14 protein-coding genes and 2 tRNA genes are annotated in these 15,390 nt (G+C 67.0%); 8 read left to right on the forward strand and 8 right to left on the reverse strand.

The window, feature by feature from the left end; translation table 11 throughout:
• The first annotated feature begins 47 nt into the window (after window positions 1–47).
• Window positions 48–950 carry a carbohydrate ABC transporter permease gene (locus ABD204_RS01890; protein WP_194423026.1) on the forward strand — a complete coding sequence of 301 codons (903 nt, stop codon included), beginning with the start codon at window positions 48–50 and terminating at the stop codon, window positions 948–950.
• Entirely contained in the window at window positions 947–1,855 is a 909-nt protein-coding gene (locus ABD204_RS01895; RefSeq protein ID WP_194423027.1) for a carbohydrate ABC transporter permease, read from the forward strand. Before ABD204_RS01890 ends, ABD204_RS01895 begins: the two co-directional genes overlap by 4 nt.
• An 85-nt stretch (window positions 1,856–1,940) precedes the next feature.
• Here ABD204_RS01895 and ABD204_RS01900 read toward each other — a convergent pair whose 3' ends face one another.
• Complete coding sequence (locus tag ABD204_RS01900) at window positions 1,941–2,408, reverse strand: MarR family winged helix-turn-helix transcriptional regulator (RefSeq protein ID WP_206697119.1); 468 nt, start codon at window positions 2,406–2,408, stop codon at window positions 1,941–1,943.
• A gap of 247 nt (window positions 2,409–2,655) precedes the next feature.
• Here ABD204_RS01900 and ABD204_RS01905 point away from each other — a divergent pair, with 247 nt between their 5' ends.
• From ABD204_RS01905 to ABD204_RS01915, 3 genes are all read left to right on the forward strand, one after another.
• On the forward strand, window positions 2,656–3,477 hold the full coding sequence (locus tag ABD204_RS01905) for an SDR family NAD(P)-dependent oxidoreductase (RefSeq protein ID WP_241747748.1): 822 nt from the start codon (window positions 2,656–2,658) through the stop codon (window positions 3,475–3,477).
• Window positions 3,478–3,513: 36 nt separating this feature from the next.
• Complete coding sequence (locus ABD204_RS01910) at window positions 3,514–3,942, forward strand: nuclear transport factor 2 family protein (RefSeq protein WP_194424177.1); 429 nt, start codon at window positions 3,514–3,516, stop codon at window positions 3,940–3,942.
• Window positions 3,943–4,064: 122 nt separating this feature from the next.
• Window positions 4,065–6,269 carry an LLM class flavin-dependent oxidoreductase gene (locus ABD204_RS01915; protein WP_338402941.1) on the forward strand — a complete coding sequence of 735 codons (2,205 nt, stop codon included), beginning with the start codon at window positions 4,065–4,067 and terminating at the stop codon, window positions 6,267–6,269.
• A 73-nt stretch (window positions 6,270–6,342) separates the two neighbouring features.
• Here ABD204_RS01915 and ABD204_RS01920 read toward each other — a convergent pair whose 3' ends face one another.
• Together ABD204_RS01920 and ABD204_RS01925 are read right to left on the reverse strand one after the other, a co-directional pair.
• Entirely contained in the window at window positions 6,343–7,029 is a 687-nt protein-coding gene (locus tag ABD204_RS01920; RefSeq protein WP_194423029.1) for a response regulator transcription factor, read from the reverse strand.
• Window positions 7,026–8,267 (reverse strand): sensor histidine kinase, encoded by a 1,242-nt coding sequence (locus tag ABD204_RS01925; protein WP_194423030.1) that lies wholly within the window; start codon window positions 8,265–8,267, stop codon window positions 7,026–7,028. The genes ABD204_RS01920 and ABD204_RS01925 overlap by 4 nt, the downstream gene beginning before the upstream one ends.
• Window positions 8,268–8,433: 166 nt before the next feature.
• Between ABD204_RS01925 and ABD204_RS01930 the strand changes: the two genes are divergently transcribed.
• Window positions 8,434–9,132, forward strand: coding sequence for an ABC transporter ATP-binding protein (locus ABD204_RS01930; RefSeq protein ID WP_194423031.1), 699 nt, complete (start codon window positions 8,434–8,436; stop codon window positions 9,130–9,132).
• Window positions 9,129–10,430: an ABC transporter permease gene (locus tag ABD204_RS01935; RefSeq protein ID WP_194423032.1), complete on the forward strand. Its 1,302-nt coding sequence runs from the start codon at window positions 9,129–9,131 to the stop codon at window positions 10,428–10,430. The genes ABD204_RS01930 and ABD204_RS01935 overlap by 4 nt, the downstream gene beginning before the upstream one ends.
• A gap of 54 nt (window positions 10,431–10,484) precedes the next feature.
• On the opposite strand, the gene ABD204_RS01940 is transcribed toward ABD204_RS01935, so the two are convergent.
• The 5 genes from ABD204_RS01940 to ABD204_RS01960 all read right to left on the reverse strand — a co-directional run bounded on the left by ABD204_RS01940 (window position 10,485) and on the right by ABD204_RS01960 (window position 13,853).
• Window positions 10,485–10,982, reverse strand: a complete 498-nt coding sequence (locus ABD204_RS01940) for an OsmC family protein (protein WP_194423033.1) — start codon at window positions 10,980–10,982, stop codon at window positions 10,485–10,487.
• Window positions 10,983–11,470: 488 nt separating this feature from the next.
• Window positions 11,471–12,031 carry a hypothetical protein gene (locus ABD204_RS01945; protein ID WP_194423034.1) on the reverse strand — a complete coding sequence of 187 codons (561 nt, stop codon included), beginning with the start codon at window positions 12,029–12,031 and terminating at the stop codon, window positions 11,471–11,473.
• A gap of 198 nt (window positions 12,032–12,229) precedes the next feature.
• Window positions 12,230–12,318 (reverse strand) — tRNA-Ser (locus tag ABD204_RS01950).
• 91 nt (window positions 12,319–12,409) lie between these two features.
• Complete coding sequence (locus tag ABD204_RS01955; protein WP_194423035.1) at window positions 12,410–13,690, reverse strand: LCP family protein; 1,281 nt, start codon at window positions 13,688–13,690, stop codon at window positions 12,410–12,412.
• A gap of 75 nt (window positions 13,691–13,765) precedes the next feature.
• Window positions 13,766–13,853: transfer RNA gene (locus ABD204_RS01960), tRNA-Ser, on the reverse strand.
• Window positions 13,854–14,041: 188 nt separating this feature from the next.
• Between ABD204_RS01960 and ABD204_RS01965 the strand changes: the two genes are divergently transcribed.
• On the forward strand, window positions 14,042–15,364 hold the full coding sequence (locus ABD204_RS01965) for an HNH endonuclease signature motif containing protein (RefSeq protein WP_241747750.1): 1,323 nt from the start codon (window positions 14,042–14,044) through the stop codon (window positions 15,362–15,364).
• The last annotated feature ends 26 nt before the right edge of the window (window positions 15,365–15,390 follow it).

Consider the following 15,390-nt stretch of genomic DNA (forward strand, 5'->3'; position numbering starts at 1 on the left):
CCCTCGCGCCCCGGGCCGTTCGCGCCTACCCTCCGGAGAGTCCTCCCATGCTCAAGCGCCTGAAGACAGCGGGACCACCCCTGCTGCTGCTCGCCCCCTCCCTCCTCCTCCTGGCGGTCTTCGTCTACGGCCTCCTGGCGGCGAACTTCCAGACCTCGATCACCGACAACCACACCGCCGCGCAGGCCACGGGCCAGCAGCCGACCGCTGTGGTGTGGTTCGAGAACTACTTCGCCCTGCTGGCCAGCGACGACTTCCAGCACTCGCTGATGAACCTCGTGATCTTCACGGTCGTGTTCCTGGTGGGCACCATGGTGATCGGCTTCAGCTGGGCCTGGCTCATGGACAAGCCCTCCCGCGGCGAAGGCGTGTTCCGGGCCATCTACCTCTTCCCGATGGCGGTCTCGTTCGTCGCCTCCGGAGTCGTGTGGCGCTGGCTGCTCAACTCCAACGAGGGCGAGAACGCCAGCGGATTGAACCGCCTCTTCCAGATGATCGGACTGGACTTCCTGCAGAACCCGTGGTGGAACGACGTCACGTGGGGCATCGCGGCGATCGCACTGCCGGCGATCTGGCAGCTGTCCGGGTACGTCATGGCCCTGTTCCTCGCCGGATTCCGAGGCATCCCCGACGAACTGCGCGAAGCGGCGCGGATGGACGGCGCGAGCGAGTGGCAGCTGTACCGGCTGGTGCTCTTCCCCCAGCTCTCCCCCGTCGCGCTGTCCGCGCTGATCATCATCGGTCACATGTCGCTGAAGTCGTTCGACCTGATCATGTCCATCTCGAAGCCGTCGAACTACCAGACCAAGGTGCCAGCGGTCGACATGTACGTCTTCAAGTCGAGCTTCGACTACGCCAACGCGGCGGCGGTCGGAACGATCCTGCTCGTGATCGTCGCGGTGATCGTCATCCCCTACCTCATCTGGACCAACCGTCAGGAGCAGCGATGACCACCCCCATTGCCGCAGCCGCAACGACGCCGCCCCCGGGCGCGGACGCCCCGCAGCTGGACGCGCCGCGCAAGAAGACGCAGAACCGGTTCGGCGTGGGCCGCACGGTGCGGTTCGCCGTGATGATCCTCTTCGTCATGATCGTGCTCACGCCGGTCTACGTGCTGTTCATCACCAGCTTCAAGGGCGCCGGCGACGCCTCCCCCGCACGGGCGTGGAACCTGCCCGAGACATGGGTGCTCGACAACTGGATCGGCGCGTGGAACGCGTTGGCGCCGTCGATCGGCCGCTCGTTCATGATCGTGATCCCGTCGGCGATCATCTCGGCCTTCCTCGGCTCGCTCAACGGCTACGTCCTGTCGCTGTGGACCTTCCGCGGCGCGAACCTCGTGTTCACGCTCATCCTGTTCGGCATGTTCATCCCGTACCAGGCGGTGATGATCCCCCTGCTGGAGATCATGCTGGGCGCCGGCATCCCGAGCGGTGTCCCGTCACTGATCCTGCTGCACATCATCTACGGCATCCCGATCACGACGCTGATCTTCCGCAACTACTACCAGACCATCCCCCACGAGCTCGTCGAGGCCGGACGGATGGACGGCGCCGGGATGCTCCGCACCTACTGGTCGATCATCCTGCCGATCTCGATCCCCAGCTTCGTCGTCGTGCTGATCTGGCAGTTCACCAACGCCTGGAACGACTTCCTGTTCGCCGTGTTCTTCTCCTCATCGCGCAACGGCCCGGTCACCCTGGCATTGAACAATCTCGCGAACGGAGCACTCCTGCAGGACTACGGCATCTCGATGGCCGGCGCCTTGCTGGCCTCGCTCCCGCCACTGGTGGTGTACATCCTGCTGGGCAAGTACTTCGTCGGCGGCCTGATGTCCGGCTCCGTGAAGGGCTGATCAGGCAGGACCGGTCCGCTCGAGGGCATCGCCCCGAGCGGACCGGAGGTCAGTCGGCGTCGCGCGGCCAGTCGGCGTCGCGCGGTCAGTCGGCCCCGTCGCCCGACGCTGCACTGATGGCCCCGAGCGCGCGGGTCAGGATTCGCACCTCATCCTCACTGAGGTGGTCCAGCACGCGCCGGCGGGCGCTGGCGAGGTGGCTCGGCCACGCCTCACGGAGACGTTCGTAGCCCGACTCCGTCAGCACGACGTCAGCTCCACGACCGTCTGAGGACGAGCGCTCCCGCTCGACGAGGCCCAGAGACTCCAGCCGGTTCACCGTCCGTGTCGCACCGCTGATGGTGATGGACAGCCGTGCGGCGAGTTCACTCATGCGCACCCGCCGATCCTTCGCATCGACGAGACTCGCGAGCGCGAAGTATTCGGTGAGCGGCAACTCCTGCTCGCGCCGCAGGTCCCCATCGAGGGCGCGCGGCAACGTGTTGATGACGCACGACAGCGCCTGCATGAGGGTCTTCTCCTCACGCGTCATCGTGGAATTCCGGTCGCCCATGCCCCCATGATACTTGACCCGTCAAACACCTGTCGCACGACCGGCACGAGCGAGCCCACCCGGGCGCGCAGACCCGACACTCGGACCGAACATGCACCCTTCCCGCCACCGCCGCCTCACGCGGCCTGGATTCTCGTTGCTCGAAGATGTACTTGAGGAGTCAAGTATCTGTTATCCTTGAGCGGTCAAGTAAATGGCATCGAGCGAGAGACTCGAGAAGGGCACTGCGAAGAAGATGAACGCGAAGATGAGCAAGACCGCCGTCGTCACAGGCGCGGCATCCGGACTGGGCAGAGACATCGCCGCAGGCCTCGCTGCGAAGGGATACACCGTCTATGGAACGGCGCTCTCCGACGCAGAGATGCCGAGCGCCCCGAGCGTGCATCTCACGCGCGTCGACATCACCGATGCGGCTGCCGTGCAGACATGGGCCGCCGACATCGCAGAGAAATCGGGGGGCCGCGTCGACCTGCTCATCAGCAACGCCGGCGTCCTCACTCCGGGCCCCCTCGAAGCGTTGCCGCTCGACGAGGTCCGTCGCGAGTTCGAGGTGAATACGTTCGCACCGCTCACCGTGGTCAACGCGCTCCTGCCGCAGTTGCGCGAGAGCCGTGGTCGCATCGTGCAGATCAGCTCGATATCCGCGGTGTTCCCGATGCCCTTCAACGCTCCGTCTGCTGCGTCGAAGGCTGCGGCCGAGGCGCTCATGGTCGCCTACCGCGCGGAGCTGCACAGCTTCGGCATCGATGTCACGATCATCCAGCCGGGCAGCATGCTCACCGGCGGGCCCGCGAAATCTGCCGCCTTGGTGTCGAAACTGTCCGAGGCGTTCACGCCTGAGCAGCAAGCACTCTATGGCGATGGCTTCGCGAAGTTCGCCGCCGGCTTCAACAGCGGGCAGGCAAGCGGCATGCCGTCCGAGGTCGCCGCAGCGCAGGTCATCGAGATCGCCGAGCAGCAGCCCGCCGCGAGCGTCGCCACCATCGGCGACGATGCCGCTCGAATCGCGCACGCGATTCGCAACTCCACCCCCGAACAGCTCGACGCGATGCGCGTCAGCCTGATCTGATCCACCACCCATCACAACGAAAGAAAAGAGAGAATGATGATCGAGATCTTCGACCCCACCGATGAGCGCGCCGTACGCAACAAGGACAACCTCATCGCCTTCTACAACGAAGCGATCAACGAGAAGAACCCCGTTGAGGCCGCGAACAAGCTCGTGGCCGAAGGCTACATCCAGCACAACCCGCAGCTGCCGGACGGCGCCGCCGGCCTCGGCGCGGCATTCGCCGCATTGACGGCACAGCGAAAGGACGCGCGCGTGGTCATCCACCGCATCATCGCCTCGGGCGACTGGGTGTGGGCGCACGTGAACTTCCTGAACCTCTACACCGACGACCCCGCCGACCTCGGCGTCGCAGGAGTGGACATTTGGAAAATGGATGCCGACGGCATCGCACTCGAGCACTGGGACGTTCTGCAGCCGGTGGCCGCAGAAGTGAGCCCGGTCAACGGCCACGGCATGTTCTGATCCGAAGGCGCACTGCGCGGGAGCGGCGACTCGCGTCGCTCCCGCGCAGTGCGCACTCGACCCCCTCCGCACAGAATGGAGTCCTTGTGGACTATGGACACCCCCTGAGGTTCGGCGCATTCGTGACGCCGACGAACGTCACCCCGCAGGCACCCGTCGAGACCGCCCAGCTGGTGGAGTCTCTGGGATACGACCTCGTGACGTTCCAGGACCATCCCTACCAGGCGTCCTTTCACGACACGTGGACGCTCATGTCGTATGTCGCGGCGCGCACCGACAGCATCCACATCGCACCGAACGTCATGAATGTGCCCCTGCGCAACCCCGCCGTGGCGGCGAGGGCTGCGAGCAGTCTCGACCTGCTCTCGGGCGGACGCATCGATATGGCGCTGGGTGCCGGCGCGTTCTGGGACGCGGTGGTCTCCATGGGCGTTCCCCGACTCACGCCCGGGGAGTCCGTCACCGCCCTCGAAGAAGCCATCGACGTGATGCGTGGGATCTGGGATGCCGGAAACCGCACCCCGCTTCGCCTGGACGGTACGGTGCACAGTATCGCCGGAGCAAAGCGTGGACCACTGCCCGCGCACGACATTCCGATCTGGGTCGGCGCGCTCAAGCCGCGCGGACTACGCCTGATCGGCCGCAAGGCCGACGGCTGGTTGCCCTCCTACGGCTACATGAAGCCGGGAGATTTCGCCACCGGAAACGCAACCATCGACAAGGCCGCAACCGCGGCGGGCCGCGACCCGCGCGAAATCCGCCGGTTGCTGAACATCACGGTGCCGCAGACCGGGCTCGACGGGTGGGCGGAGAGTCTCGCCACCCTCGCCATCGAGGATGGCGCGAGCACCTTCATCCTCGCGACGGACAATGCCACCGCGCTGCGCATCTTCGCGGAAGAGGTCATGCCCGCGGTGCGCGAGATGCTCGAGACGGAGCGCGCGCGGACGGGGGTTGTCGCCGGCGAACCGAGGAAGGCCGCCGCTCTCGCTCAACGACGCGGCGGCATCGACTACACGTCGGCGCCCACGGGCGTGCCGTCCATCGAACCGGGCGATTTCAACTACGCCACCGTGAAATCGACGTATATGCGCGGCGGCTCACCGGGACTCGTCCTGCAACCGAGGACGGTCGAGGACGTCATCGACAGCGTCGCATTCGCGCGGCGACACACCCACCTGCCTCTCGCGATTCGCAGCGGCGGACACGGCATCAGCGGTCGCAGTACCAACGACGGCGGCCTGGTCATCGACCTGCGCCACCTCGATTCGATCGAGGTGATCGACCGGAGTCGGCGGACGGTTCGTATCGGACCCGGCGCCCGGTGGCTCGACGTTGCGAAGGCCCTCGCCGAAGAAGGCTGGGCTCTCAGCTCGGGCGACTACGGAGGTGTCGGTGTCGGCGGCCTGGCGACAGCGGGCGGAATCGGGTGGCTGGCTCGCAAGCAAGGGTTGACCATCGACCATGTCATCGCGGCCGACATCGTGCTGGCAGACGGCTCGCTGGTGCACACGAGCGCGAGCGAGAACAGCGACCTCTTCTGGGCGATCCGGGGCGCGGGCGCGAACGTGGGCATCGTCGTCGCGTTCGACTTCGCCGTGGAGGAGGTCGGCGACGTCGGTTTCGCGCAGCTGGGCTATCAGCCCAGCGACCTCGCGGATTTCCTGCAGCGCTGGGGCGCCACCATGGAGGAGTCCGCCCGGGACCTCACCACGGAGCTCGTCATCACGCGCGGCACGCCCACCACCGCGCGCGGTGTGCACGTGATGGGGGTCGTCGACTCCGATGACCCCGATGACATCGTCAGCCAGCTGCAGCCTCTCGCTGAGATATCTCCCCTCACCAGCCAGTCCGTGCAACTCGTGCCCTACAGCGCAGTCATGGCCAATGCGGATCCGGCCCCGCACTCCGGGCAGGGAGAGCCCGCATCAGCCTCGGGTCTGATCGATCACATCACCCCCGACGTCGCCGAGGCTCTGGCCCGTTTCATCGACAGCGGCGCGAGCCCGTTCGTGCAGATCCGATGCGTGGGCGGCGCCGTCTCGGACGTGCCCGCCGACGCGACCGCCTACGCGCATCGTTCGGCGAACTTCGCCATCAGCGCCGGCGGGGCACACCGTCAACGGCTCGCCGACGAATGGGCCAAGCTCAAGCCCTATCTGAACGGCACGTACCTGAGTTTCGACACCTCGCTCGATCCGGCCCGGATTCACGATGCCTTCCCTCCCGCCACGCTGGCACGACTGCGGGAGATCAAAGCCAGCGTCGATCCCCAGGGCCTGTTCCGCGACAACTTCTCGGTGATCCCGCCGGATTCACCGCGTTGATCTCAGGACGGCCATCCACCGATGTTGCCTTTCGCCGCGGCGTGCGGCTCGGATCGCGGTTGTGTCGGGGACGTCACTCGCCGGGAGACCGAGGCGTGAGCATTCCCGTCTCGTAGGCGAGGATCACCAGCTGTGCGCGATCGTGCGCGTGCACCTTCGTCATGATGCGGTTCACGTGGGTTTTCGCCGTGTGGGGCGAGATCACCAGATCGTCGGCGATCTCCTGGTTCGAGCGACCGCGTGCGACGAGCAGCAGAACTTCGCGTTCGCGCCCTGTGAGGTGTTCGAGTTCGGCCGGGACGCGATCGGGTTCGTCGGAGGGTACGTCGCTCGGCGGGGCGACGAACCGGGCGATGAGCCCGCGCGTCGCGGCCGGCGACAACAGCGACTCACCGGCATGCACGGCGCGCACCGCCCGCACGATGTCGTCGGGTTCGGAGCCCTTGCCGATGAATCCGCTCGCTCCGGCGCGCAGCGCGGAGACGACATATTCGTCTTCTTCGAACGTGGTGAGGATCAGCACCTTCGTGTCGGTGAGCTCCGGGAGTGCGCAGAGGGCGGCGGTGGCGGCGATGCCGTCTTGCAGTGGCATCCGGATGTCCATGACCACGACATCCGGCAGGAGCTCTCGTGCGCTCTCGACGGCGTGGTGGCCGTCGGCGGCGTCGCCGACGACCTCGACGTCGGCGGCCTGACCGAGGATGTCCGTCACCGCCTGACGGATGAGGGCCTGATCGTCGACGACGAGTACGCGGATCATAGGTTCGTCCCCTCGATGTCGTCGCGGCGGGGAAGCGGGAGCGTCGCCACCAACCGCCAGCCACCCGGCGTGGGCCCCGCCTCCAGCGCGCCCCCCACCGACGCCACCCGCTCGCGAAGACCGAGGAGGCCGAGCCTCGACCCGGTGTCGTCCGCCGTCGGTGCCGGCGCGACGCCGACGGGATTGGTCACGGTGACGGTCAGCATGTCGGGCGAACGGTGGATGCGCACGTGGGCGCGTGATTCCGCGCCGTGCTTCTGGGCGTTGGTCAACCCTTCCTGCACCACACGGTAGGCCACGAGGTCGGTGGTCGCCGGCAGCAACGAGATGTCGCCCTCGACGTGCGCCGTCACCTCGAAGCCCGCGTCCGCGAACGGACGTTGCAGGTCGGCCACTCTGCTCAAGCGGGGGTGCGGCGCCTCGCGCACCGTGTCACCGTCGTCCCCGGTGCGCAGTACCGCGAGCAGGTCGGAGATCTCGCTGAGGACGGTTCGTGAGGCCGTGCGGATCGCGCTGAGCGACTGCTCGGCCTTGGTGGAGTCGGACCGGAGGGCCCCCGTGGCCACGCCGGCGTTCAGGCTGATCACCGAGATCTGGTGGGCGACGATGTCGTGCAGGTCTCGCGCGATCCGCACCCGCTCCTCCGCAACGCGCCGCTTCGCCTCGGCTTCCTTCGTCGCCTCGGCGCGCTCGGCGCGCTCTCGCATCGCCTGCAGATATTCACGTCGCGAACGGGTCGCGTCGCCCGCGGCCGCCGCGAACGCCACGGTGATCACCACCTGGAACACCCGCGGGTCGATCACGCCGGTGAGCGGGTTGGCGAGCGCGAGCAGGGCGATGGCGGTCACCGTGAGGAGCCCCACCACCAGGGCTGCTCGGCGCGTGGTGCGGTTCGCCACCCCGAAGGTCGCGATCGCGATCGCCATCACCGTACCCGGTGCCGGCCCGTCAAGGACCGCGGCGATCGGATACAGGATGAGGCACAGTCCGAGGATCGTCTTGGGCCATCGGCGCCGAAACGGAAGGAGAGCCGCCGGCACCATCGCGACGAGGATCCCGGCGAGTTGCGTGTCGGCGTCGTTCAGCGACGCCGCCAGAGCCGCACCGACAATGAGGATCGCCGCGATGACGTCGCCCACCCAGGCGGGCACCCCCGACAGCGGCGGTGCCGGCTCCCGCGGTGCGGCGGAATCCCGCGACGCGGCGGAGTCACGCGATGCGGCGACGGGGGGAGGCATATGCCCAGTGTGCACGCCGTGCGGCGGGCGGGCATCCCGCACGCGCGGCATGCGTTCTCCTGCGAACGCAGTACGGCAGGTGTCCGCCGATGCGGGATTCGCGCGAAGCGACCGCTCGTGATGCTGGAAGTCACCCTGCAGCATCCCGAATCCCCTGGAGTGATTCATGACCACGCCGATCATCTCGGTCTCGGACGTCCACAAGTCTTATGGCCGAGGCCAGAACCGCTTCGACGCTCTCAAGGGGGTGAGTTTCGACATCACCGCGGGCGAGAGTATCGCCATCGTCGGCAAGAGCGGATCGGGCAAGTCGACCCTGATGCATGTGCTCGCCCTGCTCGACGCGACCACCTCGGGCACGGTGCGCCTCGAGGACGAAGACACCTCGACCCTCAAGGGCAAGCACCTCAATCGCACCCGCAACAAGACGTTCGGGTTCGTGTTCCAGCAGTTCTTCCTGACCGGCAATCAGACGGTGCTCGAGAATGTGATGCTCCCGCTGCGGATCGCCGGCGTGCGGCGCGCCGAGCGCAAGCGGCGCGGGATGGCGGCGCTGGAGCAGCTTGATCTCGCCGACAAGGCCAAGAACAAGGCCGTCGACCTGTCCGGGGGCCAGAAGCAGCGCACCGTCATCGCGCGGGCGCTGGTCAACAACCCGCGCATCATCTTCGCCGACGAACCCACCGGCAACCTCGACTCGGCCACGGGCGCCGTCGTCGAGGACATCCTGTTCACCCTCCACCGCGACCACGGGATCACCTTGATCGTGGTGACCCACGACGAGGATCTGGCCCGCAAGTGCGACCGGCGGTTGCTGATCCGCGACGGAATGCTCGTCGAGGACTCGGCGGAGGTGGCGGCATGAAGACCCCAGACCTGATCGGTTCGGCCGTCGCGAACACCTTCCGTTCCAAGACACGCACTCTCCTCACCGTCCTCGCGATCTTCGTGGGCGCGTTCACACTCACCCTCACCAGCGGGTTGGGAACCGGCATCAACGCCTACATCGACGACACCGTCTCGTCGATCGGTGCGACCGACGTCATGACCGTGACCAAGCCGGCGGACGCCGCGGGCGGGCTGCCCGGATCCGACACCGGACCGGCCGAATACGACCCCGACGTCGTCTCCACCGGTGTCCCCGGCTCCTCCGTCGTCACGCTCACGCCGGAAGACATCGACGCTATGGCCGACATCGACGGCGTCCTCGATGTCCAGGCGACCCAGACGGTCACCCCCGACTACATCGAGGGCCCGAACGGGGACCAGTTCGTGGTCGCGACCGGGACGCTCGTCGCGGACCAGAATGTGCCGCTCGCCTCAGGTACGGCGCCCGACGACAGCATCGCGGACTTCGAACTCGTCCTCCCGATCTCCTACGTCGAACCGATGGGGTTCGACGACGCCGATGCGGCGTTGGGCCAGACCGTGACGCTGTCGGTGACCGATGCCACCCGCGAGGCACACCTGGTCGATGCGACCGTCGTCGGTGTCGCCGAGGAAGGGCTGGCCGGGCCCGGAGGCGAGAGCATCCTGCCCAATGCCGCGTTGACGGACGAACTGTTCGAGGCGCAGTCGGTCGGCCTCCCCGAGGACGAGGTCGACCGCTACCTCCAAGCCAGCGTGTGGTTCGACCCCGAAGCCACCGACGCACAGATCGCGGCGCTGCAGGACCGACTCGCCGACGAGGGCTACACGGCCGTCACGGTCGAGGACCAGCTGGGCGCCTTCACGACGGTCATCGACGGCATCGTGCTCGTGCTGAACGCCTTCGCGATCATCGCCCTGCTCGCGGCGAGCTTCGGCATCGTGAACACCCTCTTCATGTCGGTGCAGGAACGTACGCGGGAGATCGGACTGATGAAGGCGATGGGCATGGGCTCGGGTCGCGTGTTCAGCCTCTTCAGCATCGAAGCGACCTTCATCGGGCTGCTCGGCAGCGCCCTGGGTGTGGTGATCGCCATGGTCGCCGGAACGGCGTTGAGCGAGGCCCTGTCGACCACACTCCTGTCCGATCTGCCCGGGCTCACGCTGATCGCGTTCGACCCGGTCTCGATCGTGGTGATCGTCGTGGCGGTGATGCTCATCGCCTTCCTCGCCGGCACCCTGCCCGCCGCGCGGGCGGCCCTTGCCGACCCGGTGGAGTCGCTGCGCTACGAGTGACACGATGCGATGGCGTCGACGGTTCCTCCCCGGGGACGTCGACGCCATCGTCGTCTATCGGTCGGTCGCCGCCCCACCCCCGGTAGGGTCCGTGGTGGCGGACGACGCGGTGACGGTCATCCTCGAGACCGTTCCGGTGACCTCGCACACCGCCGCAAGGGTGTTGAACACCGTCCCGTACTTGCGCAGGTTGGTGTGCAGAAGCTCGAGCCGGCGATCCGACTCTTCCGTCGCGATGCGCATCGTGTATTCGATGTGGGTGAAGCGGGGCGGCGTGTCCTGCCGATGGAGGGTGACGTCGAGTTCGGCTCCGTCGTACTCGAAAGCGAGCAAGGAACCGGCACGCGCGAGGTTCTTCAGCATGCATGCGCTGAAGGCGCCACCCAAGAGGTCCGCCGGCCCCGGATCGCCCGTGGCCGCCTCACCCCACCGCGCATCGACGGCCACCTGCCTCGCGGCCAGGTCCAACTCGGCTTCGCCGTCTGCCGAGACGGAACCGTGCACGTGGTACGCACCCGGCGCACGTGACGGGGACTCCGGTGTCTCATCCATCGTCGCTCCTCGCTTCGCTTCGGCCGACGGACCAGGTTGCCACGAGGGAATCACGACTCCAGAGGAACCGCAATGTCTCGATCGGCATTGGGATCACGTTCCTCGATCGAGCCCGATACCGGTCTGCCGAGCAACCAGGCGACGACTCTGGTCGGGGAAGGCGTCGGGCGGTGTCCAGCAAGTGACACCTGAAGCGAGGAGTCGGCCGACACCGAGGTCCACGATCCCGCCAGGAAAGAGAAAGACCCGCGTCATGCCGAGGGTTTCCGTGGCGGAGACGGAGGGATTTGAACCCCGTCTGGAGCTGGATGCTCGTGATCGTTGAGCGGCGCTTCCGTTGACATGACCGGGTTCGCGGCGACTCGCCTTGAGGTTCACGGACGTTCGCGGGCGTTGAATCGGACGCAATCGGGACGCATGACTACCGCCGGACTGCAGCGTTGCGCGACGCCATCGGAAAGACCCCGTCATGGCTGCCGCCCGATGCGTCACTGCCCGGCCAGCACCCGGATGTCGCCCGATGACCATCCTCGGAGATCCGCGAAACCCGCCCGAACGATGGCGGCATCCAGTACTCGACCATCGACGAACCGAAAGCGCGCGACCGGTCGACTGAGGACATTCCCGTAAATCGGCTCGACGGCTACCAGCACGCCGGACACGAGTGCACGAGGACCGGCCGCGCCCGCCTCCCACGCTTCGGCTTCGCCTCCTCGCAGACGAAGCCACCCCCCACCCACTGAGCGGACACCGTCCCCCTCTCCTTGCCCGAGCAGCACCGCACGGGCAAACAAGACCAGGACGATTCCCTCCGAAGGTTCGCCGTGTCGGCGCGCCGCGCGATCAATTCCGCGGTAGCGAAACGCCAGCAGCAGTGCCAGCCCTAGAACGAGGAGCGCAGCCATTGCGAGGACGTAAAGCGTCACACCGGACGACTCCGGAGGGAACAACAACACCCCCACGCTGAGACCGATGACACTGATCGCTGGAACGACGAGCCGTATCCAGAGGCGGTCGACCGGACGAATCACTCCGAATGCGCTCAACATCACGATCTACAGTTCCCTCTCCCTTGGCAACTGTCCAACTGACTCGCCCCGAGAGCTTGATGTGTCCGGACACACCGGGGCGAGTCAAAGAGGCGCTTTCGGGAACCGGCCGCAAATGGGACGCAAATCGCGAAACCATGAGAGGCCGACGGCCCGCGATCCCAATGATTTCAAGGGATTGCGGGCCACGAAGTTCGGCGGAGACGGAGGGATTTGAACCCTCGGTCCCCTTACGGGGACTCCACCTTAGCAGGGTGGTGCACTAGGCCTGACTATGCGACGTCTCCAGGCATCCGCAACGCATGAGCGCGTGGACGCACCAGGTAATCATACCCGCTGACGTACGAGGAGACGAACCCGCGGACGCCGGCGAGAACGTCACCCGAAGACGTTGCCGGCCGAGCAGGTCTCCTGCGCTGCGGTCGATCCGGGAATCGAGTCGGGAAGCACCGCGGAGGTCTCCGTCGGCTCGGGGGTCGGCTCACCGGTGGCGTCGGTGGTCGGCTCCTCCGTCGGCTCGGCGGGAGCTTCGGTTTCATCCGTGGCCGGTTCGTCGATAATGACGCCACCGGTGTCGTTGGGGTCGCTGGTCAGCTCGAGCGACTGGTTGGCCTCGAGCGCGGCCCACAGCGCGTCGGCCGACTCGTAGTTCGGCACGACCCGGTTGCTGTCGTTGGGGTCGTCGTACACGGGGTACTGCACGAAGACGATGTCTTCGAACGGCACGTCCTTGACCGCGAGGGCGATCTGCACCAGGGTCATCGGGTTGGTGAGGCTCTGGCTGGGGGTGACGTTGTCGACCGCGGTCGTGGCGAGCTGCAGCAATGTGGACGGGCTCGCCAACACCTCTTCGCTGACCAGTTTTCGGGCCAGTGACGACATGTACTGCTGCTGGTTGCTGATGCGAGCCAGGTCGCTGCCGTTCTCCAGGCCGTGACGGGTGCGCAGGAACTGCAACGCCTCGACACCCTGGATGTTGCGGATACCGGCGGGCCAGTCGATGCCGGTGTACGGGTCCTGGATGCCACCGTTGCCGATACAGACGTCGACGCCTCCGATGGCATCGGTGATGTTGATGACGTTTCCGAAGCTCACCTTGGCCGCGAACGGGATGTTCATCCCGCTCAGCTCGGAGATCGTCTTGACCGTGCAGTTGAGTCCGCCGCGCCCCCATGCGGTGTTCAGTTGCGCGTAGCTGACGGCGTAGTTGATGCTGCCGTCCTCGTCCGTGCACTCGGGCTGGGCCGACATGAGGTCCCGCGGGAAGGAGATGACCGTCACACGGCGGGGCTCGTCCGAGATGTGCACCAGAAGGTTGACGTCGTTGAGTTGACCGCCGGCGTCTGCACCGGTGCAGCGCTCCCCGAAGAGGTAGGCGTACTCTTCCTCGCACTCGTCGGTGCCGACCACGAGCATGTTCACGCCACCCTCGATCGCGCCGATGTCCGGCGGAACCGCATCCTGCCCGTCGAGCGCGACGGCCTCGTCGGCGAAGCTGGCGGTGATGTCGTACGCGGTGTAGGCCGCGATGCCCGCGCCGGCGACGAAGACGACGGCCGCGACGATCCCGACGATCTTCGCCAGGAGGCCGGCGGGATGCGGCGACTTCAGTTCGCCGTGCCGTGCGACGGTGCGCCGACCACGCTTGCTCTGACTCACTCGGATCCTCTCGGGGGGTGTCACCCACCGCGTGTCGGCGCTCCCCGTGTTCGGATCACGCCGACCACGATGTTGTGGCGGAGGGTGTGGGATTCGAACCCACGGGACATTGCTGCCCACTGGTTTTCAAGACCAGCTCCATCGGCCGCTCGGACAACCCTCCCGACGAGGCCGCCGTGGCGGCATCCGTCGAACGGCGTCGAGTCTAGTCGACGGCGCTTTGCCGTTATTGTCGCAACGGCTTCTGTGGATGCACTGAACGGCGCGCGGGCGCGGGCGCGGGCGGCGCCCGACGAACACCGGACGACACTCCCTCGAGGCGATGTCGGAGGTATGTTCTAGTGTTCGAGTATGGACAACGACCCGGAGACCTGGATCGACGAGGACGGCATGCCGCACCTCGAGATCCCCCTGGAGCTCCTCATGGAGTCCGCGTCGGATCACCCCGACTCGCTCGATGACGTCCTCGACCTGAGCCACGTGATGATGCGGTTCGTCGCGCAGCGCTACGTCGCCATCGACGGGATGCGGCGGCGGGCGGTCACGGAAGCGTCCGCGTTCGGCGTCGATCTAGCGTCGGTCGCCTTCCGCTCGGTCCGTTTGGAGCTGGCGGCGGGCATGCGCGTCTCCGAGTACGTCGCCGAGGCGATGCTCCAGCAGGCGGAGGCGCTGGTCCACCGCTATCCAGAGGTGTGGCACTCCCTACACGCGGGTCGCATCGACGACGACAAGGGCTACGTCCTGGTCGCCGGGCTCGATGAGCTCGGCCCCGACGCCGCGGCAACTCTGCTCCCCGAGGCTCTCGACGCCGCTGAGAATCTGCAGATCGGCCCGTTCCGCCGCGCTCTCCGCAAGCTCGTCGAAGACCACCGCGCGAGCACCCTCGAAGAACGGCACGAAGACGCGGTGACCCGACGTCGTGTCGTGCTCGAAACCGGGAACGACGGCATGGCGTGGATCGGCGCGCACATGCCGGCCGTCGAAGCGCAAGCCATCCATCAGCGTCTCACCACGATGGGCAAGGCGATCACCGCCGTCGACGGTGAGGAGCGCACCCTCGATCAGGTGCGTGCCGACATCTTCGGAGACCTCCTGATCGACGGGACCACGGATCATGTACCGGCACACGCACGCGGTGTCCGCGCGACGGTCGTCGTCACCGTGCCGGCCCTGTCGCTCGTTCACGAGAAGCAGCCCGCCGGCGCCGACCCCGCCTCCGTGGAAGGCCTCGGACCGATCCCGCACTCGACGGCGCGAGAGCTCTGCGGCGGCGCGCGCGAATGGATGCGTGTGCTCACCCACCCGGAGACCGGTGCGGTGCTCTCGTTCGGACGTGACCGCTACCGTCCCCCGAAGGCGCTTCGAGACATCGTGAGATGGCGCGCCGGCCGGTGCATGGGACCCGGCTGCGGAATGCCCGCCGAGCGGTGCGAGATCGACCACTCGGTGGCATGGGAAGACGGCGGGACGACGGAGCTCCGGAACCTGCACCCGCTATGCAAAGGACACCACATCCTCAAACACCACGGCGGCTGGGCACTGGAGCATCGCGACGACGGTGACGTGATCTGGACGTCACCGACCGGTCGAAGATACCTGGTCAGACCGGAACGGAGAGTCCCGGTCTTCCGGCCCGACCCCGAACCTCGGGTCCCCACCGTCGCGCCCTTCTGACCCTCCCGAGCCGAGAGGCCGGCCGG

This window comes from Microbacterium aquimaris (assembly GCF_039531285.1).
Classification (GTDB): domain Bacteria; phylum Actinomycetota; class Actinomycetes; order Actinomycetales; family Microbacteriaceae; genus Microbacterium; species Microbacterium aquimaris.